This is a genomic window from Sphingomonas sp. YR710, from assembly GCF_900101455.1.
GTDB lineage: Bacteria > Pseudomonadota > Alphaproteobacteria > Sphingomonadales > Sphingomonadaceae > Rhizorhabdus.
Window position 1 is genome coordinate 212663 of sequence record NZ_FMZJ01000004.1, and the last position, 14650, is coordinate 227312.

General features: G+C 61.8%; 16 protein-coding genes. 4 read left to right on the forward strand and 12 right to left on the reverse strand.

The window, feature by feature from the left end; all coding sequences use genetic code 11:
* Nucleotides 1–9 precede the first annotated feature (9 nt).
* Together BLS13_RS07070 and argC are read left to right on the forward strand one after the other, a co-directional pair.
* Nucleotides 10–891 carry a C40 family peptidase gene (locus BLS13_RS07070; RefSeq protein WP_256325747.1) on the forward strand — a complete coding sequence of 294 codons (882 nt, stop codon included), beginning with the start codon at nt 10–12 and terminating at the stop codon, nt 889–891.
* Nucleotides 888–1829 carry an N-acetyl-gamma-glutamyl-phosphate reductase gene (gene argC / locus BLS13_RS07075; protein WP_093450920.1) on the forward strand — a complete coding sequence of 314 codons (942 nt, stop codon included), beginning with the start codon at nt 888–890 and terminating at the stop codon, nt 1827–1829. Before BLS13_RS07070 ends, argC begins: the two co-directional genes overlap by 4 nt.
* A 49-nt stretch (nt 1830–1878) precedes the next feature.
* Here the strand turns inward: argC and queE are convergent, their stop codons facing one another.
* The 12 genes from queE to BLS13_RS07135 all read right to left on the reverse strand — a co-directional run bounded on the left by queE (nt 1879) and on the right by BLS13_RS07135 (nt 12625).
* On the reverse strand, nt 1879–2508 hold the full coding sequence (queE, locus tag BLS13_RS07080; RefSeq protein ID WP_093450921.1) for a 7-carboxy-7-deazaguanine synthase: 630 nt from the start codon (nt 2506–2508) through the stop codon (nt 1879–1881).
* Nucleotides 2508–3206, reverse strand: coding sequence for a 7-cyano-7-deazaguanine synthase QueC (gene queC, locus BLS13_RS07085; RefSeq protein ID WP_093450922.1), 699 nt, complete (start codon nt 3204–3206; stop codon nt 2508–2510). The genes queE and queC overlap by 1 nt, the downstream gene beginning before the upstream one ends.
* A 185-nt stretch (nt 3207–3391) precedes the next feature.
* On the reverse strand, nt 3392–3826 hold the full coding sequence (locus BLS13_RS07090; RefSeq protein WP_093450923.1) for a DUF3617 domain-containing protein: 435 nt from the start codon (nt 3824–3826) through the stop codon (nt 3392–3394).
* 152 nt (nt 3827–3978) lie between these two features.
* The gene (locus tag BLS13_RS07095) at nt 3979–5442 is read right to left on the reverse strand and encodes an ArnT family glycosyltransferase (protein ID WP_176943471.1); all 1464 of its coding nucleotides are present in this window, start codon (nt 5440–5442) and stop codon (nt 3979–3981) included.
* Between the two features lie 55 nt (nt 5443–5497).
* Complete coding sequence (locus BLS13_RS07100) at nt 5498–6640, reverse strand: glycosyltransferase family 2 protein (protein WP_093450926.1); 1143 nt, start codon at nt 6638–6640, stop codon at nt 5498–5500.
* 377 nt (nt 6641–7017) lie between these two features.
* Complete coding sequence (gene rutA, locus BLS13_RS07105) at nt 7018–8082, reverse strand: pyrimidine utilization protein A (protein WP_093450927.1); 1065 nt, start codon at nt 8080–8082, stop codon at nt 7018–7020.
* Between the two features lies 1 nt (nt 8083).
* Nucleotides 8084–8887, reverse strand: a complete 804-nt coding sequence (gene rutD, locus BLS13_RS07110) for a pyrimidine utilization protein D (RefSeq protein ID WP_093450929.1) — start codon at nt 8885–8887, stop codon at nt 8084–8086.
* A gap of 3 nt (nt 8888–8890) precedes the next feature.
* Nucleotides 8891–9277 (reverse strand): pyrimidine utilization protein C, encoded by a 387-nt coding sequence (rutC, locus tag BLS13_RS07115; RefSeq protein WP_093450931.1) that lies wholly within the window; start codon nt 9275–9277, stop codon nt 8891–8893.
* 2 nt (nt 9278–9279) lie between these two features.
* Nucleotides 9280–10020: a pyrimidine utilization protein B gene (gene rutB / locus BLS13_RS07120; RefSeq protein WP_093450933.1), complete on the reverse strand. Its 741-nt coding sequence runs from the start codon at nt 10018–10020 to the stop codon at nt 9280–9282.
* A gap of 162 nt (nt 10021–10182) precedes the next feature.
* Nucleotides 10183–11502: a thymidine phosphorylase gene (deoA, locus tag BLS13_RS07125; RefSeq protein ID WP_093450935.1), complete on the reverse strand. Its 1320-nt coding sequence runs from the start codon at nt 11500–11502 to the stop codon at nt 10183–10185.
* A 52-nt stretch (nt 11503–11554) separates the two neighbouring features.
* Entirely contained in the window at nt 11555–12109 is a 555-nt protein-coding gene (locus tag BLS13_RS07130) for a DUF4337 domain-containing protein (protein ID WP_093450937.1), read from the reverse strand.
* 33 nt (nt 12110–12142) lie between these two features.
* Nucleotides 12143–12625 (reverse strand): GNAT family N-acetyltransferase, encoded by a 483-nt coding sequence (locus BLS13_RS07135; protein WP_093450938.1) that lies wholly within the window; start codon nt 12623–12625, stop codon nt 12143–12145.
* 170 nt (nt 12626–12795) lie between these two features.
* Between BLS13_RS07135 and BLS13_RS07140 the strand changes: the two genes are divergently transcribed.
* Together BLS13_RS07140 and BLS13_RS07145 are read left to right on the forward strand one after the other, a co-directional pair.
* Nucleotides 12796–12975 (forward strand): hypothetical protein, encoded by a 180-nt coding sequence (locus tag BLS13_RS07140; protein WP_093450939.1) that lies wholly within the window; start codon nt 12796–12798, stop codon nt 12973–12975.
* Nucleotides 12976–13082: 107 nt separating this feature from the next.
* Nucleotides 13083–14624, forward strand: coding sequence for an amidase (locus tag BLS13_RS07145; protein ID WP_256325748.1), 1542 nt, complete (start codon nt 13083–13085; stop codon nt 14622–14624).
* The last annotated feature ends 26 nt before the right edge of the window (nt 14625–14650 follow it).

The following is a 14650-nucleotide window of genomic DNA, read 5'->3' on the forward strand; positions in this document are numbered from 1 at the left end:
TCTGCCGACGTGGCCGACAGCCACGTCGCGACTTTCCATCTGGATGGGACGACGCAGATTCTCGATAGGCGCACCCATGCCTATCGGAGGGATATTGCCGACGTGGCGTTAGCCGGCACATTGTTCGCGCCGCATTATGCCGCGCCGATGCTCCGCCAGTGCCGTGCCCCATCCGCGATGATGCGTAACGCTGCGGACCCGCGAGCTGAGGCGGTATCCCAATTATTATCCGGTGAGCAATTTGCAGTGCTGGATCTGGCAGCAGGATGGGCCTGGGGTTATTCCGTCAGCGATCATTATGTCGGCTATGTCGAAGCGAATCTGCTGGATGCGCCGACGGTCGCGACCCACGTTGTGGCGGTTCGCGAGGCGCTTATTTTTAGCGAGCCATCGATCAAGTCGGCGCTGCGGGGCTCCCTGCCGTTCGGCGCGCGCGTTGCCTCCTGCGCGGAAGGTTCGTTTTTCGCGATCGAAGGCGGCTATATCCACCATCGTCATGTCCTTCCGGCTCATGCGTGCACCGCCGATCCTGTCGCTATCGCCGAACTGTTTCTCGGCATGCCCTATCTGTGGGGCGGCCGCGGCGAGCGCGGAATCGACTGCTCGGGGCTGGTGCAGGTCGCTATGGCCGCCGCCGGCATCACCCTGCCCCGCGACACCGATCAGCAGCGCGCCTTTCCCTGCGAGGATCTGCCTGCGGAGGTTGCGCTCCGACGAGGAGACATCATCCATTTTCCGGGCCATGTCGGGCTGATGGTCGACGAGATGCGGCTGATCCATGCCAATGCGCATTGGATGGCCGTTGTGATCGAACCATTATCCGATGTCGTCGCCCGGCTTGCTCCCAATCACGACCGGCCGATTCTGGCCAGGCGGAGAATAAGCTTATGACCGCGAAGGTCTTCATCGACGGTGCCGCCGGCACCACCGGCCTGGAAATTCGCGATCGGCTGTCCGATCGCAGCGACATCGAATTGCTCACCATCGCGGATGCGCACCGCAAGGACGCATCCGCGCGCGCCGATGCGCTGAACAGCGCCGATGCTGTCATCCTGTGCCTGCCCGACGATGCTGCGCGCGAGGCCGTCTCGCTGATCGACAATCCTGACGTGCGGGTGATCGATGCCTCGACCGCGCACCGGACCGATCCGGCCTGGGCCTATGGCTTTGCCGAAGTCGAGCCCGGCGCGCGCGATGCACTGGCGCTCGCGAAAAGGATCTCGAACCCCGGCTGCTATCCGACCGGGTTTTTGGCGCTGATCCGGCCGCTTGTGCGCGCCGGGCTCCTGCCTGCCGATACCGCGGTCTCGGTCAACGCCGTGTCGGGCTATTCGGGCGGCGGCAAATCGATGATCCAGGCCTTTGAGGATGCCACCAACCCCGATGCGACCGACACCGCCTTCCGCGCTTATGCGCTCGGTCTCGGTCATAAGCATGTCCCCGAGATGCGGGCGCATGCCGGGCTGATCCATCCACCGATCTTCCTGCCTTCGGTCACCCGCACCTATCGCGGGATGCTGGTGGAAGTACCGCTGCACCTGCACCTGCTGACGGGAACGCCTTCGCTCGCGGCTATCCGCGACGTACTGGCCGAAGCCTATACGGGCAGCGACGTGGTCCGCGTGCAGCGCGAGAATCCGTCCTTCCTGACAATCGAGCAGGCTGCAGGGACCGATCGGCTCGAACTCTACGTCTATGGCGACGAAAAGGCAGGGCAGGCCCGGCTGATCGCGGCGCTCGACAATCTCGGCAAGGGCGCCGCGGGTGCCGCTGTGCAGAACCTCAACATCGCGCTGGGGCTGAACGAGACCGAAGGACTGCGGCTGTAGGAACAACTTATGCCTTCTCCCGCAAGCGGGGAGAGGGTGACGGCGCGGATCACCGAATCCCCACCACCTTGTGGGTCTGCGTCGACAGCCGCCAGCACGGATTTTCGAGGACGAAGGCGATGGCGGCATCGCGCGCCTCGGCCAGACCCGGGCCATCCATCGGCTGCAGCAGAAAATGATCGAAGTCCCAGTCTTCCATCGAATGTGGATCGATCGGCTGCGGCCAGACCAGTTTGAGCTCCGCACCGCTGCGCTGAACGATCTCGGTACCGGCCTTGGGGCTGACGCAGATCCAGTCAATGCCCTCCGGCGCGATCTGCGTGCCGTTGGTTTCTACTGCGATCTCGAACCCTTCAGCCTTGAGCGCGGCGATCAGATCGGCATCGACCTGCAGCAGCGGCTCACCGCCCGTCATCACGACGAAGGGACGCGCGGCGCTCGCCCACAACGCCTTCGCTTTGGCGGCCAGCGTCGGCGCATCGGCATAACGGCCGCCATTGTCGCCATCGATCCCGACGAAATCGGTATCGCAAAAACGGCAGATCGCCTGCTCACGGTCCTGCTCGCGCCCGCTCCACAGGTTGCAGCCGGCAAACCGCAGGAACACGGCGCGGCGCCCCACCTGCATCCCCTCCCCCTGCAAGGTGAGGAACATCTCCTTGACGGCGTAGCTACCCATCAGTGCGCCGCGTAGATCGTGGGATCGCGCAGGCCCGCCTCGGCGAAGCCCTTGGATCGCAGGCGGCAGCTGTCGCACAAACCGCAATGCTCGCCCGCCGGCGTCGGATCGTAGCAGGACCAGCTCATGCCCGCATCGAGCCCGAGCCGATCCGCCTCGCGGGCGATGTCGGCCTTGGTCATGTGGAGCAACGGCGCGTGGAAGATGAAGCGATCGCCCTCCACGCCGGCTTTGGTCGCCAGGTCGGCCATGCGCGCAAACGCCTCGATGAATTCGGGGCGGCAATCGGGATAACCCGAATAATCGAGTGCGTTGATCCCCAGGAAGATATCGCGCGCGCCGCTCGCTTCGGCCATGCCGAGCGCCAGCGACAGGAAGATCGTGTTGCGCGCCGGGACGTAAGTGACCGGAATTCCCGGCTCGACGCCACCTTTTGGAACCTCGATATCGGCCGTGAGCGCCGAGCCGCCAAACGCCGTCAGATCGATCGGCAAAGTCACGTGCCGATCGACGCCGAGCGCCGCCGCCACGCGCGCGGCCGCCTGCAATTCGATATGGTGCCGCTGGTTATAATTGATCGTCAGCGCCGACAGGGCAAAACCCTGCTCGCGCGCGAGCCCACCCGAAACCATCGAATCGAGCCCGCCTGAAAGCAGCACGATCGCGCGCCGCCGGCTATCATCACCCTGCTGTGCCATGAACCAGCCACTAGGCGATTTTGAGCGTGCGTAAAACCCGCCCAAAAAAAATGGGCCGCCTCGTTCGGAAGGCGGCCCAAGTAGGGCCTTGAGGCCCGCTAAGGGAGGAAAGCGTGCTCAAAGGGGAGAGCACGACTCATCTATAGGGGCGATGGTCTAAACAAAGCATTAACCGCACCGTATAATCATTTCCGAATGGACGAATCCGATTGGCAATCGCCAACGTGGCGCCCTGCGCCCTTGAAGGCGAACGGCGTGCGTTGCTTGATCCCCTGCGTGGATATCTGGACAAGCCTCGGCGTCTCGACACGGATGGTCGTCCGCCCCCACCCAGCCGCACCGCAGCTATAATGAACGGTGGCCTCATCCGCCGCATTGGCGATGACGAATCGGCGGCAGGCCGGGCCATTATGGGCGAGCTGGAACAATATTGCGGGATCGACAAGGCAGAGTTGCTGTGGCGAGCGGCCGGGCGAGTCGAACTGCCACAATCCCGTTTCGAGTGGCCGCAAGGCAAGGAAAGTTGTTTGCGGCAATTGGGCCGAAACCGCCGGAGAAACCATGATCGGTGCCACCAGCGCCAGGTTTATGCCCGCAATCCACTTGTACATGTTCATCATTCCGGACGCCCTACCCCATCTTGTCTCACGATCGTGTGAACATGCGGGCCGAACCCCGCGAATCATTTTCGATCAAGCAACGAGTCGCGCCGTCAGATACAATGGCATTTGCACGCCCTCACGCTGTTCGGTCACAGCAGCGCGAAAATTTGTCAGCGATCCTTGCGCCGCTCATAGACCAGGATCGCCGTCGATTTGAGCGGGAAACGCGCGGCCAGCCGGTAGGATCGGTTCAGTTCAGCGTCGACGATCGCCAGCGCGGCCGGGTTGAGATCCTCGTCATGCGGAAGATGATCGACGATCACGCTGGGTTGTTCTTCCATGATCCGCCGGACCTCGGCGACCGGATCGATGCCGATGGCTCGCGATTCGCGCAGCAGATTGAGATGTGCGGGAAAGGGGTAGCGACCGGGAAGGCAACTGTTTGTCAGATAATAGAAGATTGAATCCCCATCAAAAACATAGAGGCAATTGGTAAGCCGTGGTCTGATGACGTTCGCTACGGCCTCGGCAACCTGTCGATTGCCGCGCTTCTTTTGCAGGCCGTGAGCGGTCAGCTGATAGGCAATCCCGCCGCTCAGCAGCAGGAATCCAGCCGCAAACTTGCCGATATGTTTTCGGCGGTAGGAGAATAAGGGAGCGAATGCGACCGCCATCGGCACGAACAGCGGCAGCACATAATGATCGAAATAGCTGCCGAAGATCAGATAGCCGAAAATCGCGGCGCCCAGCCATGCGATCGCAAAGCCGAAGGTCGTCGCCCCGCGGGCAAACGCCCGCCAAGGCTCGAGCAAAGCAGCCAGCAGGACGGCGATCATCGGCAGATGGATCGACATCCAGGCATGGCCCAGGCGTTTCATCACTTCCGATTGCGGGTCGCTCGATCGCTCCCCGATCGACAGGAAGTTGGCATAGATGAACGTGCCGGCATGGCCGCGCGCCGCATAATAAGCCAGCGCCAGCGCGGTCGGGAGCAAGGCAATGCTGATCCAAAGCAGGGCATCTGCGGCAGGCCGGCCGATCCGACAGCAGGCGCGCCAGGACAGCCACACCAGCGCGAGGCCAAAGAAGATGCCTTCGAACAGCACGGTATATTTGATCTGGAGTGCCAACCCGAGCAGCAGCATCGTGAGGCAGCCAAGGCGACGGATACGGGCGGGATCGTCCGTCTCGAACGCCTTGAGCGTCAGCAAACCGGCACCAGCGACCAGAAGATTGTAGAAAACCGGCGCCTGCCCGCCCGATCCACCGACCAGGCCGATGAGCAGGATATAGAGGACTCCAGCCACGGTCGCAGCGGCTATGCCCGCCATACGCACGGCGATCCGAGCGATCACGAAAGCGGTGCCCGCGGCGAACAGCGTCGCCACAATCTGATATTGCAGGATGCCCTCACCGCCCAGCAGGCGGATCGCCGCATAGATCAGGAACAGGCCGATCGGCTTGCGATCCCAGATGTCGACATAGGGCAATGCGCCACGCCACATCCGATCGCCGACGAGCAGATAGAAATTCTCATCCACCTGAATCATCGGATTGCCGAATTGCACGACGCGAATCGCGAAAGCGGCTATCAGCAGGATCAGCGCGACGATCATCCAACGTCGGCGTTCCACGCCTCTTGCAATAAGGTTCATCGATCCCGTCTCGCAGGCGGCGGCGCGATGCGTATTATCTGCGCCGCCAGGTGAACCATGATGACATCGCGAAATTCCAGATCGAGCCAGCCACTGCTCCGGCCGCACCAGCGAGCCACCAGCGATGGCCGGCAGCATAAACCAGGCTACCCATACCGACATTCGCCGCGGCGCCGACCGCGCAAACGGCATAAAAGCTTGCCAGGCCAGCGAGAATCCGAAAGCCTTTCAGTCGCCGGTCCCTATATGTGAACGCATTGTTGAGCGAGAAGTTGAATGCGATCGCGACGGTGACGGCCATCGCCTGAGCGACCGTGAAAGACCATCCTGCGAGCAGCGCCAGGCGTAGAACACCAAGATGCACGCCCAGGCCGAGCAAACCAACCGTCAGAAATGCCGCGAGGCGCATCGGAATCCACCGCCCGACGGCCTTCTTCAGCAGCATGATCAGACATGTAAACATTACCGCCGTGCTCAGCTTGCTGACGCCAGCCTCGCGCGTACGGAACACATATGAGACCTCGCTGACACGCAGAGGCTTCGGCGCGGACATCAGCAAGTCCAGCAGGATCTTGAAGCCCTTTTGCGAGAGCCGGGGTGCGAGCTCGACGACAATATCGCGGCGGATCACGAAAAAGCCGCTCATCGGGTCGGTGATCGGATTCGGTAACGCGAGCTGGGCGAGCCGCGTCGCGGCCCGGCTGATCTGCACGCGCCGCGCGCTCCATTCGCCGCAACCGCCGCCTTCGCGATAACGCGATCCCACAGCGACGTCGGCCTCCCCGCGCATCACAAGATCGAACATTGCACCGAGCCGGCTTTCGTCATGCTGCATATCGGCATCGATCACGGCAACGATATCCGCACTCGTCGACAACATGCCTTCGATCACCGCCGAGGAAAGGCCGCGCCGCCCAAATCGACTGATGCATCGGATATCGCTTCGTGTGCGCGCGATCGATCGCACCAGATCGGCCGTACCGTCCTGCGACCAATCATCGACGAAGATCAGCTCATATCGGATACCGCCCAGCGCAGTATCGAGCGCGGCAATCAGCGTTTCGACATTATCATGTTCATTATAGGTCGGGATGACAACCGCGAGGTCGGTCGTATCGCTCCCCTCCGCCGCCGCCGGGATCGCGCGGGTTGCCGGGAACACTATGACATTCTTCATGCGGTAGCCTTGTTCTCATGATGACACGCATACAAACTGTTAAACGTCGGCAATCTAACTTTGCGTCCGAGAAGAGCGCGCAAGGCCCTTATTTCCGTCATCCGCCCAGGCCCATCGCCGCATCGCAAAACCCAGGCTAGACGCCGATTATATCGCCCCTATTTCAACCATGTAACGATCGCCTAACCCCGGGTGACACGGCGTAACTGAACATGACATGGATAAGGTGCACAACGATGCACTCCCGACAGGGCGAAGACGCTTCTCATTCATGTAGAAGAGACGCCACCGGAACGGAATGGCCACACGCTTTCCGCATCATCGATGAAAAAATGCCGCCGTGAGAGTTGAGGCTGTCTTAGAGGCGGCTGGAACTGTCAGCCAGAACGCCGCGATTGCATAAGGGGCTGTATTCGCGTGCCAAACGTCTCAACGCCTTCGACAAAATCATCGAAGGTCAGCAGCACGCCGCCAGTGCCAGGCACTGTCGCCATCTCGTCGAGCATATGGGCAATGCTCGCATAGGAACCCACCAATGTGCCCATGTTGAGATTCACCGCCGATTCCCGATCGGCGAGCTGGCGGACATTGGTGGTGCTCGACGTCTTGTCCGCCGCCCCCTGCTCGCCGAGCCACGCCACCGCGGCCTCATCGACTCCGTCGCGATAATGCATCCACTTCGCCATTGCCGCTTCGTCGGTTTCATCCGCTATAATCATGATCAGCACAAAGACCGACACATCGCGACCGGTCTTTGCGGTCGCCGCCGCCAGCCGATCATTGTTGAAGGCGAATGCTGTCGGCGTGTTCACGCCCTTGCCAAGACAGAAGGCATAATCCGCATATTTCGCGGAGAAAGCGAGGCCCTCGTCAGACGACCCCGCACAGATTATCTTCATATCGCCGGTCGGAACCGGGCGGACGCGGCAGTCGTCCATCTGGTAATAGTCGCCCTTATAATCGGACACGCCCTTCGCCCATAATTCGCGGAGGATCTCGGCATACTCCGACAACATCTTGTAACGATTACGAAAATGATCCTCGCCGGGCCAAAGACCCATCTGGGAATATTCGGGTTTTTGCCAACCTGTGATCAGGTTGATCCCGAAACGGCCGTGACTGATCGAATCGATCGTCGATGCCATGCGCGCCGCGAATGCCGGCGGAATGATCAGCGTCGGGCAGGTTGCGTAGATCTTGATCTTCTCGGTGACGGCGGCCAGCCCTGCCATCAGGGTGAAGCTTTCGAGATTATATTCCCAGAATTCGGTCTTTCCGCCGAACCCTCGCAGCTTGATCATCGACAGCAGGAAATCCAGCCCATAGGCCTCCGCCTTCTGCGCGATCGTCTTGTTGAGATCGAAGCTGGGCATATATTGCGGCGAATTTTCCGAGATCAGCCAGCCATTATTGCCGATGGGAACGAAAACGCCGACCTGCATGTCACGCCTTTCCGGGCTGTACGCCCTCACTCAGCCAGGCCAGGACGTTGCGGTTGAAGATGTCCGGCACCGTGACGTTACACGAATGCGCACCCCATGGCATCGTCATCAGCGTGGCGCCGGAAATGCCCTCGGCGAGCCGGGCCGAGCACGTCCAGGGCACGAGCATGTCGTCCATCGCCGCAATCGCCAGCGTGGGCACGGCAATGTCGCCCAGCCTGGCGTCGATATCGAATGCGCTTAGCGCCGCAATCCGACGCTCCATCGTCTCGGCGCCGGGAAAAGCCGCGAGATGCCCATCCTCCTCAGAAGTGAGCCTGGCGCTATGTTCGGATATCCATTCGGCCGGATAGAGGAAGATCGGCTGCGCATGGATATAGGCCAGCGGGCCACTGTTGCGCAGCAGTGCCAGTCTTGTCTCGAAGCATCGCAGGAATTGCGGGTCGGCCCTGGCCCACCCGTTGACGACGACCAATTTGCGAAGTCGTTGCGGTGCCCGCAGCGCGAGCATCAACCCGGCGAGGCCCCCGGCAGCATGCCCCATGATATGGGCATTCTCGATTGCCAGCCCGTCCATCAGCGTGATCAGATCGTCAGCCATCGTCTCCACTGTCATCGGATCCGGAAGCACACGATCGCTGCGCCCGGTGCCGCGATGATCGTAGAGAATGACCCTATATTCGGCGCATAAAGCGGCGAGATTGGGCGTCCAATAATCCCCCGAACCGCCGAGCCCCGCCGAAAGGATGATGGGCTCACCGTCTGTGGCGCCCCGCTCTTCGCAGTAAAGCCCCCCGATCTTCATCACTCACCCCGCCAGATGCGCGACGCTGGCGATTTCCACCAAGCAGTCGGGCTTTACGAGTCCACACTGGATACAAAAGCGCGCCGGCTTGGCGCCTGGGAAATATTCGGCATAGACCGCATTCATCGCCGGATAATCGGCCCAATCCTTCAGGAAGATATGATTGAAGGCGACATCGGCCAGATTGCCGCCCGCCACCTCGATGACGGTGCGGATCACCTCCAATATATGGCGGGTCTGCGCCGCGGCATCGCCGACGTGAAGAACCACACCGCCCTCCCCCAATGCCAGCGTACCTGAGACATAGATGACGTTATCGGCGCGCGTTCCCGCCGAATAAGGCGCGATCGGGGCTGGAAAGGCTGAAGGGTTGATCGGTGTCATCGGCATCGTCAAGGCTCCCTGACCGGTTCGATCTGGCCGAAACTACCGCAGAAATCCGCCACTGTCGAAACCCATCCGAAAAATTTCTCGACATTATAAATTGTGGCCGCCTGGACGAATTCCGGCCCGGCCTGATGCGTCGCATCTTCGAGCATGATGCCGAAATATTCGAGGAAGAATCCATCGCGCAGCGTCGATTCGACGCAGACATTGGTGGCGATCCCGACGAACACGATGTTGCGGACGCCGCGAGCCCGCAAAACACTGTCGAGTTGGGAATTGAAGAAGCCCGAATAGCGGGTCTTGTGCAGCCGGATGTCGCCCGGGCGCGGCGCAAGCGCAGAGACCAGTTCATAATCCCAGCCGCCCCGCGCCAACAACTTGCCGTGCAATTCCGGGCGGGCTCGCATCGTCTTCAGCGCGTTCGACTTGTGGAAGTTTGGCGATCCGCGACCGCCCGCCTCGACATAATCGGCATCCCAGCCATTCTGGAAGAAGATGACCGGCAGGCCGGCCGCACGCGCAACGTCGAGCACGATCGCCGTCTGTTCGATCACCCTGGCCGCGCCCGAGATATCGAAGCCCGCCAGATCGAGATAGCCGCCCGGTGACGCATAGGCATTTTGCATGTCGATCACGACGACTGCGGTATCATCCGCCGACACCCGGATCGGCTCCGGCCGCGCGGGAAGCGTGACGACGCGCGGGCCATCGGCAATATCACGATCGACGACGCCGGCCCCCGACATAAACCGCCCTTCTGCTTGTGCTGCAGTTGCGAACATGATCAGTCGGGCAAAACTATGCAAGACGATAAATTGTGGTAAATCAGGGCGCTACGTATAACACCGTATTGCAACAACGAGGCCGGCAGGCGGCGTCGAACGGCAGGCTGGGCGGCGTGCCGGCCGTCATGCCACCCGCCCGATGATGGCGCGGATCATCGGCCTGCCGAGGTGGCTGCGGCTATCGATCGCACAGGCCGCGCGGTAGGCGGCAATCGCGCGATCGGCCTCGTCCTCGCTGGCGGCATGTACCATCGCCATCGGCTCTCCCGCCTCGACCTGCCCGCCAAGCGGAACCACATGGCTGAAGCCGACGCTGACATCGAGCGGATGATCGATCCGCCCGCGGCCGCCGCCAAGGCCCATCACAGCGATGCCGATCGCCCGCGCGTCGACCGCCGCAAGATAGCCCGATCGCTCGGCTGGAACCGGGCGGAAAACTGCCGCCCGGCGCAGATGCCAGTCCCGGCGCTTGATCAGGTCCGCCGGACCACCGAGCGCATGGACCATGCGCGCGAAACGCTCGGCGGCGGCCCCGCTGGAGAGCGCCCGCTCGACCCGGGCGGCAGCCATCGCGACGTCGCCTTCGATACCACCCAGCATCAGCATCTCTACCGCCAGCGCAGCCACGACCTCGTGAAGGCGGGGCGAACGTTCGCCGCCGGTCAGATAGCTGATGGCTTCTGCCACTTCGAGCGCATTTCCCACTGTTCCACCCAATGATGCGTCCATTCCGGTGATCAAGGCGCGGGCCGGCAAACCCATTTCGCCGGCGGTGGCGACAATGGCCTCGGCCAATGCGCTCGCATCGTCCTCGGCCATCATGAACGCACCCGCTCCCGTCTTCACATCCAGCACCAGTCCGTCCAGGCTGGCGGCCATCTTCTTCGATAGGATCGACGCTATGATCAGCGGCGTGGACTCAATCGTCGCGGTCATGTCGCGGATCGCATATAATGCACGATCAGCCGGCGCGAGATCGCGCGTCTGGCCGACGATCGCGCAGCCCACATCGGCCACGACAGCCTGAAGCCTTTCGACGCCCGGCCATGGCTGATAGCCTGGGATGCTACCAAGCTTATCCAGCGTCCCGCCGGTATGGCCAAGGCCACGTCCCGAAACCATCGGCACATAACCGCCGCATGCCGCGACGATCGGGGCGAGCACCAGGCTGACCTTGTCGCCGACCCCGCCTGTCGAATGCTTGTCGAGCACCGGGCCGTCGAGCGCATAGGTTGACCAGTCGATAATTTGCCCCGAGCGCGCCATGCCTGCCGTCAGCGCGGCGGTTTCATGGCTGTCCATCGATCGCAGATAAATCGCCATGGCCAGCGCGGCCACCTGCTCGCGGGGCAGCGAGCCATCCGTAAGGCCCTTCACAAACCGCCGTATATCCGCGTCGCTCATGCGCCGGCCATCGCGCTTCCGGGTGATGATATCCAGCATGATCCGGACACTCCCGCAAAGGAAACCAGCCTGACGGCAGCGTGTGACTACGTCACGTCAGGAAGTTTACCAAAGCGTCCGGATGGATCGAGAGTTCCGCAAAACCCGCAACCGTAAAGGTCAGGCCTAGCCCCGCCGCGATCCAGGCCCCGCCCAGCAGCCAGAAACTCTCGACGAGCGCCGAAATCGCGGCCACCGCCAGCGCGATCGACATGAAGCCTTCGCCCAGATCGAACTGGTCGTCGCGGCGACCCTGCACATCATAATCGCTTTGCGCGGCCAGCGCCTGCGTCTTCAGATCGGTCGCTTCCTTTGCGTAACGCTTCGCCTCCCGATCGGCATCCGCCGCCGCGGCTTGTGCCTCGGCATTCTTGTTCTGCGTGAGCAGGATCGCGGCGATCTTCTGATCATGCCCCTTGATCTTGGCGGCCTGATATTCGTTCCACAAATCGACCTTGCTCGCCTGATCGGCCTGCATGGTCTGAACGATGTTGCCGTCCTTGATGTTGCTGATCGCCATCGCGACGCTGAGGACGACGACGGTGGTTGCGACAAACCGGTTGAGAAGCCGGTTATTGCCCTCAGGGGCCTCGATTGCTTCGCTCATGCCCGCATCAATAGCCGCTTTCGCGGATTCGGATCAAAGGCTCTTTTGCCAGAAGACGGCTTTTCCCTGCGCCGGATCGAGCACATAATCGCCAAAGCCCAGAGATCGATAGAGGCCCAAAGCCGGCTTATTGCCGCTCAGAACCTCGAGCGTCATCTTGCAGCAGCCTTTCTCGCGCGCGACGACCTCGATCTCGGCGAACAATCGTCTGGCAATCCCCTGTCCGCGAAACTGCGGCGCAACGACCACATCATGGATGTTGACCAAGGGTTTGCAGGCAAATGTCGAGAATCCATCGAAACAATTAGCGAGGCCCGCGGGTTGTTCATCCGCCATCGCCAGCACCGTGAAGGCCGTCGGGAAAACGGAGAGCGCGGCAATCAACCCATCCCGTGCGGCGTGCGGCAAGGGCTGCCCGCCGCCCATCGGATCCCGTGCATAAGCATCGAGCAGCGCAACGATCGCAGCACCATGATCAGCATTCCGATAGTCTGCGCGAAAAAGCGAAATTCTCATCTATGGCCTGCATCGCGAATGAAGCGACGATCGTACGATCGGCCCATGATCACCGCAACCGGCAACCGGCGCCGATACAGGCTGCGTTCACGATCGTTCCGACTTTATTGGCTCAATAGGGATCACAACCGTCATCGCCGTTGCCCATCGCCATGCAGCAAAGGACCGCTATGGTCGAACATCAGGATGATCGCGAATTGGTCGATCTGGCTGGCGAAATGATCCGCCAGCACGGAGCCAGAGCACTCGACCATGTCATGATGTTGATCAAGGATGCCGTTCGCCGGGATGATGACGACGCAGTTCTACAGTTAGATCGCGTAATGCGATATATCGAGCGTGAACGATAGATTTTCGGGCTTTGTGACTGGTCATGGCGAAAGCCAGAGGGCACTCTCGATCGTCGAGATCGGGAGGTACGATGCGCGTCACACGCTGTTTATCTATCGCTATACTGATGATGGTATTCGCCTTCCCAGCCAGGGCGCGCTCGACCCGCTATCCGATAGCCGAACGATCAATCGTTGCGTTGCAGGCTGATCTGGCAAGCCACCGGACGAACTCGCGCGAACTTGTGGAAGCCTATCTCGCCCGGATCGCCCAACTCGACAAGCATGGTCCGCGCATCAACGCCCTGATCGCGATCAATCCCCATGCGCTTGCCGATGCCGATGCGCGCGATGCCGAACGCCGATCTGGAGGCGCACACGGGCCTCTCTACGGCATACCGATCCTGCTCAAGGACAATATCGAAAGCCGCGATCCGATGCCGACCACCGCCGGATCGCTCGCGCTCGCAGCCAATATGACGCTGCGTGACGCCCCGCTGGTGGCCCGGTTGCGTGCGGCCGGCGCGATCATCCTGGGTAAGACGAACCTGTCCGAATGGGCAAATTTTCGGTCGACTCGCTCGACGAGCGGCTGGAGCGCGGTCGGCGGATTCACCCGCAATCCCTATGCGCTTGATCGCAGCGCCTGTGGGTCGAGCGCAGGCAGCGGTGCGGCGACGGCGGCCAGTCTGGCTGCGGCGGCGATCGGCACCGAAACCGACGGATCGATCACCTGCCCTTCGGCGATGAACGGCCTCGTCGGTCTCAAACCAACCGTCGGCCTGGTTTCGCGAACACACGTCGTTCCGATCTCGCACAGCCAGGATACGCCTGGTCCGATGGCACGCAACGTGCGTGACGCAGCGATCCTGCTGTACGCCATTGCCGGCAGCGATCCTGCCGATCCGGCGACCATCGACGCCGATCGCCATCGCACCGATTATGTCACGGCGCTCGATCTGCAGGCCTTGTCGGGAAAGCGGATCGGCGTGATGCGTTTCGCCGCCGGCTTCAACCCGGAAGTGGACGGGCTGTTCGCCGAAGCCCTTGAGCAGATGCGCGCCGCCGGCGCCACGATCGTGGAAATCTCCACCTTCGACAGCAGGCTCGCCAAGTCAGCCGAAGGCACGGTTCTGGCCCATGAGTTCAGGGCCGATCTCAACGTCTATCTCGCCACGACGCCATCGGCGGTAAAGACGCGGACATTGGCCGAGTTGATAGCCTTCAACCGGGCGCATGCCGATAGTGAACTTCGCTGGTTCGGGCAGGACCAGTTCGAAAAAGCCGAAGCCACGGGCGGCACCGCTGATGATGCCTATACCGGCGCTCTCGCGACGGCGAAGGCCGCCGCCGGCCCGAACGGCATCGATCTGATGCTGGCGCACGATCGGCTCGACGCGCTCGTCGCGCCCACCACGGGCCCTGCGTGGAAGATCGATCTGATCGATGGCGATCATTTTGGCGGCGGCGGCGCGGGTGGCCTCGCGGCCATCGCCGGCTATCCGCATCTCACTGTACCGATGGGCCTGGTGAAGGGGCTGCCCGTCGGCCTGTCCTTTATCGGCCCGGCCTGGTCGGAAGCGCGGCTGTTGGCGTTCGGTTTTGCTTATGAACAGCGTACGCATAAACGACGACCGCCGGCTTACCGCAAAGCCATTGGACCGGCATAATGCACCCACACACGCGATCGATCGGC